15 protein-coding genes are annotated in these 17,102 nt (G+C 69.1%); 12 read left to right on the top strand and 3 right to left on the bottom strand.

Going from position 1 to position 17,102, the window contains the following annotated elements:
- Positions 1 to 4: 4 nt before the first annotated feature.
- The 7 genes from nadC (at position 5) to HDA39_RS26220 (ending at position 7,752) form a co-directional block, all read left to right on the top strand.
- Complete coding sequence (gene nadC, locus HDA39_RS26250; protein ID WP_184799438.1) at positions 5 to 868, top strand: carboxylating nicotinate-nucleotide diphosphorylase; 864 nt, start codon at positions 5 to 7, stop codon at positions 866 to 868.
- Positions 869 to 1,025: 157 nt separating this feature from the next.
- A complete protein-coding gene (locus HDA39_RS26245; RefSeq protein WP_184799436.1) occupies positions 1,026 to 1,790 on the top strand; it encodes a type III pantothenate kinase in 765 nt (254 codons plus the stop codon).
- A gap of 151 nt (positions 1,791 to 1,941) precedes the next feature.
- Complete coding sequence (locus HDA39_RS26240) at positions 1,942 to 2,373, top strand: hypothetical protein (protein ID WP_184799434.1); 432 nt, start codon at positions 1,942 to 1,944, stop codon at positions 2,371 to 2,373.
- Entirely contained in the window at positions 2,374 to 3,819 is a 1,446-nt protein-coding gene (locus HDA39_RS26235) for a multicopper oxidase domain-containing protein (protein WP_184799432.1), read from the top strand.
- Positions 3,820 to 4,139: 320 nt separating this feature from the next.
- On the top strand, positions 4,140 to 5,180 hold the full coding sequence (locus tag HDA39_RS26230) for a hypothetical protein (protein ID WP_184799430.1): 1,041 nt from the start codon (positions 4,140 to 4,142) through the stop codon (positions 5,178 to 5,180).
- Positions 5,181 to 5,191: 11 nt separating this feature from the next.
- The gene (locus HDA39_RS26225) at positions 5,192 to 6,493 is read left to right on the top strand and encodes a hypothetical protein (RefSeq protein WP_184799428.1); all 1,302 of its coding nucleotides are present in this window, start codon (positions 5,192 to 5,194) and stop codon (positions 6,491 to 6,493) included.
- Positions 6,494 to 6,504: 11 nt separating this feature from the next.
- Positions 6,505 to 7,752, top strand: coding sequence for a hypothetical protein (locus HDA39_RS26220; RefSeq protein WP_184799426.1), 1,248 nt, complete (start codon positions 6,505 to 6,507; stop codon positions 7,750 to 7,752).
- Positions 7,753 to 7,759: 7 nt separating this feature from the next.
- On the opposite strand, the gene HDA39_RS26215 is transcribed toward HDA39_RS26220, so the two are convergent.
- Positions 7,760 to 8,161 (bottom strand): TIGR03668 family PPOX class F420-dependent oxidoreductase, encoded by a 402-nt coding sequence (locus HDA39_RS26215; protein WP_184799425.1) that lies wholly within the window; start codon positions 8,159 to 8,161, stop codon positions 7,760 to 7,762.
- Between the two features lie 84 nt (positions 8,162 to 8,245).
- Between HDA39_RS26215 and HDA39_RS26210 the strand changes: the two genes are divergently transcribed.
- The gene (locus tag HDA39_RS26210; protein ID WP_184799422.1) at positions 8,246 to 9,535 is read left to right on the top strand and encodes a hypothetical protein; all 1,290 of its coding nucleotides are present in this window, start codon (positions 8,246 to 8,248) and stop codon (positions 9,533 to 9,535) included.
- 2 nt (positions 9,536 to 9,537) lie between these two features.
- Here HDA39_RS26210 and HDA39_RS26205 read toward each other — a convergent pair whose 3' ends face one another.
- Together HDA39_RS26205 and HDA39_RS26200 are read right to left on the bottom strand one after the other, a co-directional pair.
- On the bottom strand, positions 9,538 to 10,191 hold the full coding sequence (locus HDA39_RS26205; protein WP_184799420.1) for a DedA family protein: 654 nt from the start codon (positions 10,189 to 10,191) through the stop codon (positions 9,538 to 9,540).
- 64 nt (positions 10,192 to 10,255) lie between these two features.
- Positions 10,256 to 10,831 carry a helix-turn-helix domain-containing protein gene (locus tag HDA39_RS26200; protein WP_184799418.1) on the bottom strand — a complete coding sequence of 192 codons (576 nt, stop codon included), beginning with the start codon at positions 10,829 to 10,831 and terminating at the stop codon, positions 10,256 to 10,258.
- 60 nt (positions 10,832 to 10,891) lie between these two features.
- Here HDA39_RS26200 and HDA39_RS26195 point away from each other — a divergent pair, with 60 nt between their 5' ends.
- The 4 genes from HDA39_RS26195 (at position 10,892) to HDA39_RS26180 (ending at position 17,097) form a co-directional block, all read left to right on the top strand.
- On the top strand, positions 10,892 to 12,103 hold the full coding sequence (locus HDA39_RS26195) for an MFS transporter (protein ID WP_184799416.1): 1,212 nt from the start codon (positions 10,892 to 10,894) through the stop codon (positions 12,101 to 12,103).
- 10 nt (positions 12,104 to 12,113) lie between these two features.
- Positions 12,114 to 13,634, top strand: a complete 1,521-nt coding sequence (gene lysS / locus HDA39_RS26190) for a lysine--tRNA ligase (RefSeq protein WP_184799413.1) — start codon at positions 12,114 to 12,116, stop codon at positions 13,632 to 13,634.
- Positions 13,635 to 13,863: 229 nt separating this feature from the next.
- Complete coding sequence (locus tag HDA39_RS26185) at positions 13,864 to 14,196, top strand: histone-like nucleoid-structuring protein Lsr2 (protein ID WP_184799412.1); 333 nt, start codon at positions 13,864 to 13,866, stop codon at positions 14,194 to 14,196.
- A 366-nt stretch (positions 14,197 to 14,562) separates the two neighbouring features.
- Positions 14,563 to 17,097 (top strand): ATP-dependent Clp protease ATP-binding subunit, encoded by a 2,535-nt coding sequence (locus HDA39_RS26180; protein WP_184799410.1) that lies wholly within the window; start codon positions 14,563 to 14,565, stop codon positions 17,095 to 17,097.
- The last annotated feature ends 5 nt before the right edge of the window (positions 17,098 to 17,102 follow it).

Raw genomic sequence — 17,102 nt, 5'->3', positions numbered from 1 at the left:
CGACATGGATGACACGCTCGACAGGCGGTGGGTCGAGGACCTGGTCCGGGCCACCATCGAGGAGGACCTGGCCGGCGGTGTCGATGTCACCACCACGGCCACCGTCGACGAGGCGCAGGTCTCGGTCGCCGAACTGGTCGCCCGGGCCGACGGTGTGGTCGCGGGTCTCGAGATCGCCGAACTGGTGATTCGGCTGGTCGCGGGCAACGACGAGATCGAGGTGGAGCACTCGGTCACCGACGGTACGGCGGTGAAAAAGGGCGACGTACTGCTGACCGTCCGGGGACGGACCCGCAAGCTGCTGACCGCCGAGCGCACGATGCTCAACCTGGTCTGCCACCTGTCCGGGGTCGCCTCGCTGACCCGGCGCTGGGTCGACGAGATCGAGGGCACCGGCGCGGTGATCCGCGACACCCGCAAGACGATGCCGTTGCTGCGCTCGCTGGAGAAGTACGCCGTCCGGTGCGGTGGCGGCAAGAACCACCGGATGGGGCTGTCCGACGCGGCGCTGATCAAGGACAACCACGTGATCGCCGCCGGCGGCGTCGCCGAGGCGTTCCGGCTGGTCCGCAAGGCCTACCCGGAGATCGCCGTCGAGGTCGAGGTGGACTCGGTCGACGACGCCCTGATCGCGCTGGAGTCCGGCGCGGACCTGATCCTGCTGGACAACATGGAGGTCGACCAGCTCCGCGAAGCCGTCGAGAAGATCGCCGGGCGGGCCCGCCTGGAGGCCTCTGGCGGTCTCACCCTGGACGTCGCCCGCAAGGTCGCCGAGACCGGCGTCGACTTCCTGGCCGTCGGGGCTCTGACCCACTCGGCTCCGGTCCTCGACATCGCCTTGGATCTCCAGGAAGTCTCGAGGCCGTGACTCCTCTTCCCACGCCTACTGCGCGGCACTCGGCACGGCACCTCGCTGCACGGGTGCCAAGGCCACGATGCTTCGCATCGCAACCTCGTCCCCCGCACACCGAGCTACCGCGCCGAGCACCTGCTCGCTACGGCGTGGGAAGAGGAGGCACGACCTAGTGCTGCTCGCCGTCGCGGTCGAGAACAGCCGCACCCTGGTCGGATTGGTCTTCGAGGGCACCGTCAAGCGGTACTGGTGGGTGGGCACCGACCCCCGCCGTACCGCTGACGAGTGGGCGGTCCTGCTCGACGGCCTGCTGGCCGGCGAGACGCCCGTGTCCGGCGTCGCCGTCTGCTCCGCCGTACCGCACGTCCTGCACGAGCTGCGCGACGTCGTCTCCCGCTACTACCGCGAGGTCCCCAGCGTCGTCGTCGAGCCCGGCGTGAAGACCGGCCTCCCGGTCCTCGTCGACAACCCGCGCGAGGTCGGTACCGACCGGATCGCGAACGCGCTCGGCGCGGTCAACCGGTACGGCGCTCCCTGCGTCGTCGTCGACATCGGTACGGCGACCACCGTCGACCTGGTCAACCCGGCCGGCGCCTTCGTCGGCGGCTCGATCGCCCCCGGTATCGAAACCTCCACCGACGCCCTCGGCGAATCCGCCGCGCAGCTCCGCCGCGTCGAGCTCACCCGGCCCCGGGCCGCCGTCGCCAAGAACACCGTCGAGGCGCTGCAGGCCGGCGCGATCTTCGGCTTCACCGCGCTGGTCGACGGCCTCGTCACGCGCATCCTCACCGAGCAGTCGCTGGCGCCCGGCGAGGTCCCGGTCGTGGCGACCGGCGCGCTGGCGCCGCTGATCGTCCCGGAGTCCGCGCTGATCACCCACCACGAGCCGTTCCTGCCGCTGCTCGGGCTCTACCAGGCCTTCACGCGCAACCACTGAAGGTGACGGGAAGTCACCGAATTGGACTCTTGTGCACCGGCGGTGACCGTCGCACCATGAGAAAAGCGCGCGACTCCTGGGCGGGGGTGCTCGGGCCGGGGAGCGGGGGACTCTGATCGGCGGACGGTCGCGCGGATCCGGGGGAGGATCCATGAAATCGGTCTACCGCTACCTCGCGCTGCTGATCGGGCTCGGGGTCGTCGTGCAGGTGATGGCGATCGCGCTCGGGTGGTTCACCGCGCTCAAGGACGTGGACGGCGGGCTGGTGATCGACAAGAACTACGAGGGCAACTTCGGTCACCAGCTGCACGGCATCGTCGGGATGATGGTGATCCCGCTCCTCGCACTGTTGCTGCTGATCGTCTCGTTCTTCGCGCACGTGGCCGGCGGCGTCAAGTGGGCGCTGATCGTGGTCGGGCTGGTCGTGCTGCAGATCGCGCTCGCGTTCGCGTCCTTCGCCGCCCCGGCGATCGGGGCGCTGCACGGGATCAACGCGCTGGCCCTGCTCGCGGTCGCCGGGATCGCCGGTCGCCGGGCAGTCGCCCGAACGGAGGCGCCGACGACGGCGAGCGCGCACATCTAGATGCCCAAGGCAAGCAAACGGTTCGTCGCCGCGCTGGCGGCGACGGTCGCCGTGCTCGCGCCGATCGGGTTCTTCTGGCAACAGAGTCTCGTACCCGGCGACCTGTCGCCGATGACGATGGGGTACGCCGACTTCGGCGGCGGCCCCACCGTGGGAGAGCACGCCGGCCATCAGCGCGACCTCGCGTCGTTCTCCGTCCCGGCCGACCGCAAGGCCGACGTACTGGTCGAACTGACCGCCCGCAAGGAACCGGTCCAGATCGAAGGACGGGGATCCTTCGAGGACGGCTACACGCTCAACCACACTTCACCCGGTCCCCGCATCTCCGCGCGCCAAGGCCAGCTGATCCAGGTGACCTTGCACAACGAGTCCGTCCCCGACGGCGTGACCCTGCACTGGCACGGCGTCGACGTCCCGCCCGCGGAGGACGGCGTCGCCGGGGTGACCCAGGACTCCGTGCTGCCGGGCGAGAGCTTCGTCTACAAGTTCGTCGCCGTCGACGCCGGCACGTACTGGTACCACTCCCACCAGGTCTCCCACGAGCAGGTCGCCAAGGGCCTGTACGGCGTCCTGGTGATCTCGCCGACCGACAGCGACGTCGTCGCCGCCGTCCACACCTACGACAAGCTCCGCACCGTCAACGGCCAGTACGGCGAACGCCGCGTCGCCGCCGCGCCCGGCGCCGAGGTGCGCGTCCGGCTGGTCAACACCGACAACGGGCCGATGGCCGCGTGGGTCGACGGCACGGCGTACCGGGTGGTCGCGGTCGACGGCACCGACGTGAACCAGCCGCCGGTGGTCGAGAACAAGTCGATCCTCGTCACGGCCGGCGGCCGGATCGACCTGAAACTGACCGTCCCGCGGGGATCCGCGGTCAGGATCGGTCTCGGCGGCGGCCCGACGACGCTGGTGATCGGCGCCGGCGATGCCCCGGCCGGGGCCGAGCCGCGGGACCGCGTCGACCTGCTGAGCTACGGCGTCCCGAAGGCCCTCGGCTTCGACCCGGCGCAGGCGACCCGGCACTTCGAGTACCGGATCGGCCGCCGCCCCGGCTTCTTCGACGGACGGCCGGGCCTTTGGTGGACAATCAACGGCCACCAGTTCCCGAAGGTCCCGATGTTCATGGTGACCGACGGCGACATCGTCCGGATGACCGTGCGCAACAAGTCCGGCCAGGTGCACCCGATGCACCTGCACGGCCACCACATCGTCGTCCTGAGCCGCGACGGCCTCCCCGCGACCGGCAGCCCGTGGTGGGTCGACTCCCTCAACGTCGAGGACAACGAGTCTTACGAGATCGCCTTCGTCGCCGACAACCCCGGCATCTGGATGGACCATTGCCACAACCTCCAGCACGCCGCCCAGGGGCTGGTCACGCACCTCATGTACGCCGGCGTCACCACGTCGTTCCAGTCCGGCGGAGCCCACCACAACGAGCCCGAATAACCGGAGCCCAGGCGCCGGCTTGCAGCAACCTGCAACTTTGTTGCCAATCGCAACCCCCATGCTGAAGAATGCGCTGGCTGGGCCGTGGGGGAACATGGCCCTCTTCACCCTGGGGATCACCTTGAAGCGCCATTCCGTACTCCTGCTTGCCGGTTTGCCGCTGGCCGCGGGCCTCCTCGTCGCGAGCCCGGCCGCTGCCGCGGATCCCGCTCCCGGCAACGTCCAGATCCGCTGGAAGGACGACACGTTCTCCGCGGTCCACGTCACCTGGGACGAGGAGGGCGCGCAGCCCAACCGCATCGTCCTGCACCGTGCCCGGGGTGGCCATTCCCGAGCGCCTGCAGCTGATCCCGGCAGACGCGCCCAACGCGGTCGACATCGCGGCCCGGGATCTCCCCGGCCTGCAGGTGACGCAGATCGGCGTCGCCGCCGGGACGGCAACGGGCAGCACGAGCCCGATGGCGTTGTCGCCGGAGTTCGACTCCCAGCGCGCATCGGCGCCCGTCCTGATCTCGAACACCATCTCCGGTGCCAACGCCGTGACTGTCCGGTGGCGGGCGGCGACGCCCGTTGACACCACCCCGGGCGACCCGCTCGACCGGACGGCCCCGCCACGTTTCCAAGCGGCGTACCAGATCAGCGGCGCTGCAGGTGAGGTTCCCATCGGAGGACCGGATACGGCGACCCAGCTGACGGTGACCCCGCCGGCCCGGCCTTACTTCCTGCAGGTCAGGCAGGTCGACGAGTGGGGTGCCGGCTCGATCGAGAGGGTGCTCCAGGTCAACACCAGCGCGCCGACCCTGCGGGTTCCCGCCTGGGCTCGCTACGAGGACGGGCTGGAGATCACCGGAACTGTCAACCGGATCGACCGCCGGCCCGTGATCCTGCAGGCGCGCAACACACCGACCAGTCCTTGGTACGTCGTCGCCACTGCGTACTCCACCGGCAACTTCTTCTTCGACCTGGTCCGGCCCGGCCCGCGTCAGTACCGGGTGCAGGTCCCGAACACTGTGACCGGGAGCGCCGTGTGGTTCGGTGCCTACAGCTCGATCGCGACCTCGACGATCCAGCTGAACACCTACGGCATCTTCCAGGCGGACCCGATTCGGCGAGGTCAGCTGGGACATGCGCACGTCACGGTGAACCCCGCGGCCGACACCACCGCCGTACTGCAGCGCTGGAACGGGAAGACCTGGACCACCGTCGGCCCGGTCGCGGTGCGCGGTGGTCGTGGTGTCGGTTACGTCCGCGCCGTCACCATCGGCCGGGTCGCCTACCGCTACTACGTCCCGGCGACGGTCTACCGGGGCGCCACCTACCAAGCGGCGTACTCCCCGAACTTCGTCCTCACCACGATCTGAAGCAGGCCTTCATGAGAACCCTCTCCGCTATCGCCGTCACCGGCGGACTTGTCGTCTCCTTGTTCGTTGCGTCCCCCGCCCAAGCGGTGGAGCCGGCGCCGACCAATATCAAGCTCAGCTGGTCGACCAAAGCAGAGCGGATCGTGGTGAGCTGGGACGAGGCCGCGCCGGTCGCGAACGTCATCTCGCTGCGTCAGCGCGGCTCGACGAGGGTGTACCGGACCTGGTCGACGACCGTCGAGCAGCCGAACTCGATCGAGCTCTGGACCGGCTCGGTCAGCTCGAGCTATTCCGGGATGAGCGATGATCTCCCGCTGGAGCTCGCGGTGTCGGCCGGCTCGGACGGTCCCGAGGCGCTGTCGCCGCGCTTCGACGCGGACACCCCGACGGCGCCGCAGCGGGTGTCGTCAACGCTGGCCGCGTCCGGTGCGATGAACGTGAAGTGGAGGTCGTCGGTCCGGACCGACACCACGCCGAACGACCCGCTCGACCTGAGCCGGCCGCTGACCTACCAGGCGGGCTACGACGCCGGCCGGTTCAGCAAGATCAAGATCGGCGGCCGGACCACCGCGACGCAGCTGACCTACACGCTGCGATCCGCGCACACGCTGTGGGTCGACGCCCACAACGAGTGGGGCAGCTCCAGTGCCTACGACTTTCTCTCCACCTACCCGACGAGTGTGACCGCGAAGGTTCCGGCCTGGGCCGTCTACAACCGTCCCTCGACGATCACCGGAACCTACGCTCCGGCCTACGATCAGCGGCAGATCGTCCTGCAGGCCCGGAACACGTCGACCAGCGCGTGGTACACGGTCAGCTCGGGCAAGTTCAGTGCGGGCAAGTTCTCGTTCCCGTTCGGGACCGGCGGAAGCCGTCAGTGCCGGGTCGTCGCGCCGGCGACCTGGTCCGGCAACAGGCTCGTGTACCAAGGAGTGAGCGCGACGGCGGCGTCCACCACGCAGCTCGACGTGTTCGGCTTCTTCGTCTCGCCGCAGATCGGTACCTACGACCGGAACACGGCCGGCGTCTACGTCTACCCGCAGGCCAACACGACGGCGACGCTGCAGCGCTGGAACGGCAAGGCCTGGACGACGGTCGGTCCGGTCGCGGTGAAGAAGGGCACCGGCAAGGGCTACATCATCGCGCCGAAGGCCGGCCGGACGGCGTACCGGTACTACGTTCCCGCCACGCTGTACGGCGGCACCCGGTTCGCGGCGGCGTACACCAATACCTTCGTGAACAACGTGATCCCGGGGATGTCCACTCCTTGCCTGCCTTCGCAGGGTTGCCACTACTCGACCGGTCCGCGCTGAAAGGCGTTGCTGTGCTGAAGAAACTGACTCCTCTCGCCATCGCCGCCGGCCTGCTCGGTTCGGTGCTGACGGCAACTGAAGCGTTCGCGGCCGACCCGGCGCCGAGCGGTGTGACGATCGCCTGGAAGGACTCGAGCCACGAGTTCGTCCGGGTGACCTGGACCGACGACGGTGACCTGCCGAACAAGGTCGTGCTCAGGATCGGCGCGTCGACGACCGTGCTGCCGGTGTTCGTTGCGGCGGGAGCGCCGAACGTGGTCGACTACCCCGCCACCAGACTGGAGCCGTACAGCGGCCAGGTGCGGATCGACGTGTCGGTGGGAACGGAGGCCGGGGAGACCAGCCCGGCGGGCTTTTCCCCGCGGTTCGACACGATCATCGCCGCGCCCGCCGAGCGGGTCGCGGTCACGCTGTCGGGGACCAGCGGGCTGCGGGTGCGGTGGGAAGCCGGGTACTCCGAGTTCGACGGAACTCCCAACGATCCGTTGGACCTGGTCGACTCGACGCGCTACACGCCGCAGTTGGTGGCCGCGGGCAAGGTCACCCAGCTCGCCGCCGCATCCCCGGCGACCCAGGTGACGGTCGCCGCCCACGCGTTGCCGTACCAGATCGACGTGGTGGCGAGCAACGAGTGGGGCACCGTCAGCAGGCGCCTCGGAGGTGCCTCCGCCGGCGGTCTCAAGGCTGTCATCCCCGCCTGGGTGAAGTCCGGCTCGCCGACGTCGCAGCCGGCGATCACCGGAACTGTCACCGCCCGCAACGCTCCGGTCTACCTGCAGGCCCGCAACACCGCGACCAGCCCGTGGTACACCGCGTCGTCGCAGCAGGCCGTCAACGGAAGGTTCAAGTTCCTGCTCGGAGCGTCTGGCTCGCGGCACTACCGGGTGCTGGTGCCCAACTTCACGGACGCTGCCGGGATCGGCTACTTCGGCAGCTACAGCGCCTCCGTGGCGACCACGGTCCAGGTGAACACCTGGGGTGCCCGCTTCACTCCCGCCACGGTCCGCCGCGGCCAGACCGCGACCGCTGAGGTCCGTCACTCGCCCACGTGCAGCTACGCCGTCGTCCTGCAGCGCTGGACCGGAAAGACGTGGAGCACGGTCGGCTTCGTCAGGACCGACCTGGGCGTCGCCCGCGGCTACGTGAAGGGCGCCGCCGCCGGACGGGTGGCGTACCGCTACTACTTCCCGGCCCTCACCTTGAACGGCTACAAGTACGCCGCGGCGTACTCGGCCAACTTCGTTCTCACCACCACCTGAGGCACGGCTAGCTCGCTGACCAGCCGGTCCACTTGTCGACGCTTGCGACGATGAAAGGGCCGGCCGGCGGCGTGTCGGCGTACTGCGGGTACTTGGCGGCCAGAGCCTCGACCGGATGCTCGGCGACGACGGCCGCCGTGCAGTCCGCGCGGATCCACCACAGCTGGGTCCAGTCCGGCGCGTAGTGGTCGAGCAGCAGCGTCGCCCGCGGATTCTCGGCCAGATTGCGGAGGCGCCGGAGATTCCGGGTGGTTTTGGGCTTGTGGTCGACGGCGATCACGATCACGTCGTCGCTCAGGGTGAACGTGACCGGGACCACGTGCGGGCGCAGGTCCAGGCCGGTGGTGGCCAGGAAAGCGCGGTCCGCCGCGGTGAAGCGGGTGCGGCAGTCCTCGGTGTCGAGTATCACGATTCGGCCCTCCTGCTAGGCAGCCTGGGGTGCCAACTATGTATGGTCAACGCGTTCCGGCTTCGGCAGGTGAGGTGAGGTGTCATGGGCAGGGTGCGGTCACTGCCTGCCGTGATTGCCGTGGCGGTGCTCGGTGCCGGAGCGCTCACAGCCTGTACGTCGGACCCGGTGCCGACCGGCGTGTCCGTCGGCTGGAACAAGGCGCGGTCGGCGGTCCAGGTCTCCTGGAAGGACGACAACGCGCCGAACCGGATCTCGATCGAGGGCGTGGTGTCGAGCAGTCCGTCGTACGTGAAGTACGTCGCGGCGTCCGAGCCGAACACCTGGGCGATCCCGACCTCGGCGTTCCCGGCCGACGGGAACTACCGGATCGCGGTGTCGACCGGGACCTCGCGCGGTGGCGTGACCAGCAAGCCGGCCCGGTCGCCGATGTTCGACACCGACGGGCCGCTGCGGCCGGCCGACGCGGTCGCGCGGGTGTCCGGCAAGGACGTGGTGGTGAGCTGGAGGACCCCGGCGGCCACGCAGGACTTCACGCCGAACGACCCGCTCGACGTCCCGGCCGGGACCCAGCAGTACACGCCGATGATCGGCGTCAACGGGAAGCCGTTCAAGCCGGTCGCCGCGCCGACGACCAAGTCGAGGCTGGTGCTGAAGAACGTGCGGCCGCCGTACTACTTCCAGCTCCGGGCCAGGAACGAGTGGGCCTCGCTGACCGGCGCCGAGATCGCCGGCCGGACCACCGCGACGACGGCCGCCGTACCGACGCTGTGGACGTTCGGCAAGCAGATGCTGATCCGCGGCCGGACCGTCCAGCAGGAGATCAGCTGCGGTGGACCTCGTTGCTCGGTGCAACAGTCGACCTCGGCCGGGCTGCCGGTGGTCGTGCTGGCGCAGAACCGGGCCGGCGGTCCGTGGGTCCAGGCCGGCCGGGGGAGCACCCAGCCGGGCGGGCACTTCGAGATCCGGGTCAACACCGGCGGCACCCGGACGTACCGGGCGTACGTTCCGGTGAACAGCCGGGTCGGCGCGCTGTCCAGCGCGTCGAGCAGCAAGAACTACCTGACCCGCAGCCGGCTGCTGATCCAGGGCGCGGGCTACGCGGGCGGCAACCTGCACAACCGCAACGAGGTGATCAACGCCGCGGTCGTCGTCCGCCCGGCGCAGAACACCACCGCCATGCTGCAGTTCTGGAACGGCCGGGCCTGGGGCAACGTCAAGGCGACGCCGATGCGCGGCGGGCGCGCGGCGATCAGCTTCAAGGCGGTCAAGCCGGGCCTGTTCGCCTACCGCTTCCTCGTGCCCGGTACGACGTACCAGGGCACGCCGGTCTACGGCACCGCGACGCCCAGCCTGGTCCTGCGGATCCGCTGAGGCTACTGCGCGTCGACCGGCTGGCTCAGCTCGGCGGTGTCGTCGGTACGCCGCCGGTGGCGCAGCTTGTAAACCGCGTACGCCGTGACGGCGGCCGCGGCGATCAGGGCCAGCGCCCAGACCGACAGCTCGCCGAAGATCTTGTCGGCGTTGTCACCGATGTTGTACGCGACGATGCCGATCGTGGTCGACCAGGCGATGCCGCCGGCCGCGTTGGCGGCCAGGAACTGCGGGTACGGCATCCGCAGCATGCCCGCCATCGGCCCGGCGAAGATCCGCAGCAGCGCGACGAACCGGCCGAAGAAGACGGTCCAGACGCCGTACTTGTGGAAGTACCGCTCGGCCCGCTCGATCCGGTCCGCGGAGAAGTGCTTGGAGCGCCGGCCGAGCCGCTCGAACAGCCCGCGGCCGGCCTTGCGCCCGATGAAGTAGCCGACCGAGTCGCCGATGATCGCGCCGGTGGCGGCCGCGGCGATCACCAGGACCAGCCGCAGGTCACCCTGGGAGGCGAGCAGCGACGCCGCGATCAGCGTGGTCTCGCCGGGCAGCGGGATGCCCATCGACTCGATGCCGATGACCAGCCCGACGACCAGGTATGCGACCACCGCGAGGCCCCCGGTCGGGACCGCGATCGCGAGCGCGTGAAGTTCCCCCATGGTCCAATCGTGGCACTGTCAGGCAACCGTTTTACTGAGTTGTGAAGTATCCGTCGGCAGGAATTTATGTGGCCGGCGCGGTGTTGGCCGGAGGATCGCCGGTCGGTACGACGGCGAGCAGCGTGCTGATCTGCCGTGCACCGGCCGGGTGCGAGGTCTGGGTGCGGCCCTTGCGGTAGCGCTCGACCAGCTCCTCCAGCTCTTGGTTGAACTGGCCGGTCTCGTCGTGGGTGAGCCACAACCGGGACCGGCTCATCGAGCTGACGTCGTCCCACGGATCGCTGGCCGGCAACTCCTGGAACTGCTCGAGGATCCGCTCGACCGAGCTGCGCATCAGCGCCTGCCCGGCCAGCCGGCCGGCGCCGGAGGACTGCGTCGAGATCTTCACCCGCTCGGCGGGCGCCCGCCAGGGCCGCTCGCGGCCGTCGGCCGACTCGTCGGCGCGCTCGACGATGCCCCACCGCTCGAGGGCGCGCAGGTGGTAGCTCATCGCCGACGGGGTCAGCCCGGCGAGCTTCGCGCACTCGGTCGCGGTCAGCACCGTGCCGTTGTAGAGCTCGTCGATCACCCGCAGCCGGGCCGGGTGCGCCAGCGCGCGGATCGCCCGCGGATCGGTGAGCTCACGCATCTTCTGGGCCACGGGGCTCAGCGTAGCCAGCCCTCTTGACCGGCGAAACCCTGAAGCAGTAGCTTCACAGATGTGAAGCAAACACTTCAGACTTCGATCTGGTCCTTCCGGGACGTCCGGCTGGTGCTGCCGGCCCGCGCGCTGTCGTACGCCGGTGACTCGGTGGCACTGGTCGCGCTGATGCTGCGGGTCTCCGAGACCGGCGGACCGGGCGCGGTGACCGCCCTGCTGCTGGCGTTCGCCGTACCGACGGTCGCGATGATCCCGTTCGCCGGCCGGATCGTCGACGGGTACGACTCCCGCACCGTCCTGGTCTGCGCGTCGCTGCTTCAGGTCGTCGCAGGTCTGGGGCTGGCGTTCAGCCACGGCCTGGCCGAGACGCTCGCGCTGGTCTGCCTCCTGCAGGTCGGCCAGGCGGTCGCCGGTCCGGCCTGGGCCGCGCTGATCCCGCGCATCGTCGGTGAGGAGCTGGTCGGCCGGGCTACTGGTACGAGCCAGGCTCTGGTCGGTGTGGCCACTCTGGCCGGGTCGGCAGTTGGCGGCGTGCTGGTGAGCTGGTCAGGTGAGCGAGGGGCTCTGCTCGTCGACACCGCTACCTTCGGCGTCGTCACGCTGGTGGCTCTAGCGGTCCGGACCCGACGGCGGCCGATGGCGGGCGCCGTACGGGAGCGTGGTGCGCTGACTGCCGGACTGCGCAGCCTGCTGGGAGATCCGCTGCTCCGGATCCTGGTGGTCTGCCTGTGGATGTTCGTGGTGGTCGGCGAGGCGGTCAACGTGGTCGAGGTCTTCCTGGTCACCGACGAGATCGGGCTGGACGCGGCCGGCTACGGCTGGGTGATGGCGGCTCAGGGCGGCGGGGCGATCCTGGGTGCCTGGGGGACCGGCCGGCTGACGTCGGCAGCGGGTCGCTCACGGGCCATGCTCGCCGGGATGGCAGCGATCGGCGCCGCCTGCGTGCTGATGGGTGTGGCCGGTGGGGTGGTCGCACTGTTCGTCGGAGCCGTGGTGGTCGGGGCCGGCGGCGGTCTGCTCAACGCGGCGTCCAGCACCCTGATCGTCACCCGTACGGCGGAGGAGGTGCGTGGTCGGGCGATCGCGGCGCTCGGTGGGACCGCCCGGGCCTGCAGCCTGGTGGCGCTGCCGCTGGGCGGTCTGCTGGCCGCCGTACTCGGCACTCGGACGACGTTCGTGGTCTGCGGGATCGCCTGTGGTGTGGCTGCGGCGCTTGCCGCCGTACTGGTGGTCAGGACAAACGATTCGGTTCCGGAGGTGGTCAGTCACTAGCCTTTGCCCTATGACTGAACCACGTGAGACCCCGGTGACCCCCGACAGCGGGCAGGACGACCTGCCCGAGCAGATGCGGGTCCGCCGGGAGAAGCGTGACCGGCTGCTCGCCGAGGGGGTGCAGCCCTACCCGCTCGCGGTCGAGCGGACGCACCTGCTGAAGGACCTCCGGGCCCGGTACGACGGTCAGGAGCTCGCGCCCGACACCCGGACCGGCGAGCAGGTCGCTGTGGCCGGGCGGGTCATCTTCCTGCGCAACACCGGCAAGCTGTGCTTCGTCCGGCTCCGTGAGGGTGACGGGACCGAGCTGCAGGTGATGCTGTCGCTGGCCGACATCGGCGAGGAGGAGCTGGCCCGGTTCAAGGCGCTGGTCGACATCGGCGACCTGCTGTCGGTGCAGGGTGAGGTGATCACCAGCCGCCGCGGTGAGCTGTCGGTGCAGGCGACCGCCTGGCAGATGGCGGCCAAGACGCTGCGCCCGTTGCCGAACGAGCACCACCCGCTGAGCGAGGAAGCCCGGGTGCGGATGCGGTACGTCGACCTGATCGTGCGGCCGGAGGCCCGCGACATGGTCCGGATCAAGGCGGCGGTGCTCAAGTCGCTGCGCGCGACGTACGACGCGCGCGGGTTCATCGAGGTGGAGACCCCGGTCCTGCAGCTCACCAACGGTGGCGCTGCGGCGCGCCCGTTCAGCACCCACCTGAACGCCTTCGACCAGGAGATGAAGCTGCGGATCGCGCTCGAGCTCGATCTCAAGCGGGCGATGATCGGTGGTGTCGACCGGGTCTACGAGATCGGCCGGACGTTCCGCAACGAGGGCCTGGACTCCACTCATGCCGCGGAATTCTCGATGATCGAGGCGTACCAGGCGTACGGCGATTACGACACGATGGCCGATCTCCTCCAGGAGCTGATCCGGAACGCCGGCCGGGCGATCGGGCGTTCGACGGTCACTGCGCGCGACGGTTCGGAGATCGACTTCGAGCAGCCGTTCCGGCACGCGACGCTTTTCGGGCTGCTCTCCGAAGCGGTCGGCGAGAGCGTCGACCAGACCACCGACCTGCCGGCCCTGCTGAAGCTGGCCGAACAGCACGAGGTCGAGCTGCAGCCGGGCCGGAATGCCGGTGAGATCGCCGTCGACTTGTTCGAGAAGCTGTGCGAGCACACTCTCATCCAGCCGACGTTCGTGCGCGATTATCCCGAATCGGCCCGGCCGCTGGCGAAGGCGCACCGGGAGTCCCCGGGGCTGGTCGAGGCCTTCGACCTGTTCGTCAACGGCGTCGAGCTCGGGGTCGCCTACTCGGAGTTGAACGATCCAGTCATCCAGCGTGAACGCCTGGTGGCACAGTCGATGCTGGCCGCCGCCGGTGACCCCGAGGCGATGGAGCTGGACGAGGACTTCCTGCGCGCGATGGAGTTCGGGATGCCGCCGGCCGGCGGCCTGGGGATGGGCCTGGACCGGCTGATCATGCTGTTCACCGAGGCCGGGATCCGGGAGACGATTCTGTTCCCGTTGCTGCGTCCGGAGTGACCCGGAAACGGTCCCGGGCGGCTGTTGCTTAGCACAACCAACGGCCAGTTCAATTTCCGGGTCCATTCCGTTGCCGATGCATACGGTGAGTGACGGGGTTTTCCGTCACATTTTTCCCCACATTCCGCCTGTTGAATGACAACACCGGGGTTTGTGCGGTACAAATCAGGTGGAAGCCAAAAAGTAGGGGGATTGTGCCCGGTGGCGGGCGCGGAAAGGACTGTCATCGATGGCGCAAAGGGTCCAGGTAGTTCTCGAGGACGATCTCGACGGTGGTAAGGCCGACGAGACCGTGACCTTCGGATTGGACGGCACGACGTACGAGATCGACCTGTCCAAGAAGAACGCCGCCAAACTGCGCGACGCGCTGTCCGGGTACGTCGGGGTGGCCCGCAAGGTGGCCGGCCGGCGGGGTCCGGCGGGCCGCGGCGGTCGCGGCCGGGGGCGGTCGGCGACCGACTCCGCGGACATCCGCGCGTGGGCCAAGGACAACGGCTACGAGGTCAGCGAGCGGGGCCGGATCTCGGCCGAGGTGCGCGCGGCGTACAACGAGGCCAAGTAGTACCCCTGCGGGATCCGGCCTCTGGGTCCGGCTGGTGAGCGAAAGTGGTCCCGGTGCCTGCGAAGGCGCCGGGACCGTCCGCATTCCGGTTGTTTCACAGTGTGGACACAGTCGCGGACGCTCCGTCCGGAAGGTGCCTTCCGGGGCAGCTACCGCCACGAATTCGCTGGTGGCGAACACCGGGCGCGCCGGGAACACCGTCGGGGCCCCGGAGGTTGTTCCCTTGTGATCCCCAGTGGGCGGCCGGCGAGAGGTCTTCGCTTGTTCGCTGAGAGCGAGCCTGTCGATGCCGGGGACTAGCATGCATGTACGGGGGTCGGCCTACACGGCACGTCCGACTCCTCTGAGGCAAGGAGCGCTTTGGCGATGTTTGAACGATTTACGGACCGCGCCCGTCGGGTAGTCGTCCTGGCCCAGGAAGAGGCCAGGATGCTCAGCCACAACTACATCGGGACCGAGCACATCCTGCTCGGCCTGATCCACGAGGGTGAGGGTGTCGCCGCCAAGGCTCTGGAAAGCCTTGGTATCTCGCTGGAGGCTGTCCGTTCCCAGGTCGAGGAGATCATCGGCCAGGGACAGCAGGCTCCGAGCGGGCACATCCCGTTCACCCCTCGCGCCAAGAAGGTGTTGGAGCTCTCCCTGCGTGAGGCCCTGCAACTGGGCCACAACTACATCGGCACCGAGCACATCCTGCTCGGCCTCATCCGCGAGGGTGAGGGTGTCGCAGCGCAGGTCCTGGTCAAGCTCGGCGCGGACCTGAACAAGGTCCGTCAGCAGGTCATCCAGCTGCTGAGCGGGTACCAGGGCAAGGAGACGGCCACGGCCGGCGCCGGGACCACCGAAGGTGCTCCCAGCAGCTCCCTGGTGCTCGACCAGTTCGGCCGGAACTACACCCAGTCGGCCCGCGAATCGAAGCTCGACCCGGTGATCGGGCGCGAGACCGAGATCGAGCGGGTCATGCAGGTGCTGTCCCGGCGGACCAAGAACAACCCTGTCCTGATCGGTGAGCCGGGCGTCGGCAAGACCGCGATCGTGGAGGGTCTGGCCCAGCAGATCGTCCGCGGTGACGTGCCGGAGACGCTCAAGGACAAGCAGATCTACAGCCTCGACCTGGGCGCCCTGGTGGCCGGTTCGCGCTACCGCGGCGACTTCGAGGAACGTCTGAAGAAGGTGCTCAAGGAGATCCGCACCCGCGGCGACATCGTGCTGTTCATCGACGAGATCCACACCCTCGTCGGGGCCGGCGCGGCCGAGGGAGCGATCGACGCCGCGAGCATCCTGAAGCCGATGCTGGCCCGCGGTGAGCTGCAGACCATCGGCGCGACCACCCTCGACGAGTACCGCAAGTACGTCGAGAAGGACGCCGTGCTGGAGCGCCGGTTCCAGCCGATCCAGGTGGCCGAGCCCTCGATCGCGCACACGATCGAGATCCTCAAGGGGCTGCGCGACCGCTACGAGGCGCACCACCGGGTGACCATCACCGATGCCGCCCTGGTCAACGCCGCGCAGCTGGCCGACCGGTACATCTCGGACCGCTTCCTCCCGGACAAGGCGATCGACCTGATCGACGAGGCCGGGGCCCGGTTGCGGATCCGCCGGATGACCGCTCCGCCGGACCTGCGCGAGTTCGACGAGAAGATCGCGAACGTGCGCCGGGAGAAGGAGTCGGCGATCGACGCCCAGGACTTCGAGCGGGCGGCTTCTCTGCGCGACGACGAGAAGAAGCTGATCAACGCGAAGGCCGAGCGGGAGAAGCAGTGGAAGGCCGGCGACATGGACGTCGTCGCCGAGGTCGACGAGGAGCTGATCGCCGAGGTGCTCAGCACCGCGACCGGCATCCCCGTCTTCAAGCTGACCGAGGAGGAGTCCTCGCGGCTGCTCGACATGGAGAAGGAGCTGGCCAAGCGGTACGTCGGCCAGACCGACGCCGTCAAGGCGCTGTCCCGCTCGATCCGGCGTACGCGCGCCGGTCTGAAGGACCCGCGCCGCCCCAGCGGCTCGTTCATCTTCGCCGGCCCGTCCGGTGTCGGTAAGACCGAGCTGTCCAAGGCGCTGACCGAGTTCCTGTTCGGCGACGAGAGCGCGCTGATCAGCCTCGACATGTCGGAGTACTCCGAGAAGCACACGGCCTCGCGGCTGTTCGGTTCGCCTCCCGGGTACGTCGGCTACGAAGAGGGCGGGCAGCTCACCGAGAAGGTGCGCCGCAAGCCGTTCAGCGTGGTCCTGTTCGACGAGGTCGAGAAGGCCCACCCGGACATCTTCAACTCGCTGCTGCAGATCCTGGACGAAGGTCGCCTGACCGACGCCCAGGGCCGGGTGGTCGACTTCAAGAACACCATCATCATCATGACCACGAACCTGGGCACCCGGGACATCGCCAAGGCCGTCAGCCTCGGCTTCTCCCAGGTCGGTGACGTGTCCGGCTCGTACGAGAAGATGAAGGCGAAGGTGACCGAGGAGCTCAAGCAGCACTTCCGTCCCGAGTTCCTGAACCGCGTCGACGAGATCGTCGTCTTCCACCAGCACGCCATGGAGGACATCGTCCGGATCGTCGACCTGATGGTCGCCCAGGTGGAAGAGCGTCTGAAGGACAAGGACATGGGCATCGAGCTCACGCCCGCGGCCAAGAAGCTCGTCGCCGAACGCGGCTTCGACCCGGTCCTCGGGGCCCGCCCACTGCGCCGCGCCCTCCAGCGCGACGTCGAGGACGTGCTCGCCGAGAAGATCCTGTTCGGGGAACTGCGCCCCGGCCAGATCGTCCTGGTCGACGTCGCCCCCGACGGCACCGTCGACTCCGACGGGCTCCCGGAGTACTTCACGTTCACCGGAACCCAGAAGAGCACCCCCGACCTGGAACTCACCGAAATCGCCGGCGGCGGCACGGGAATCCAGGACACCTGATCGAC

Source organism: Kribbella italica (genome assembly GCF_014205135.1).
Lineage (GTDB): Bacteria > Actinomycetota > Actinomycetes > Propionibacteriales > Kribbellaceae > Kribbella > Kribbella italica.
This window is presented reverse-complemented; position numbering and strand designations above follow the sequence as displayed.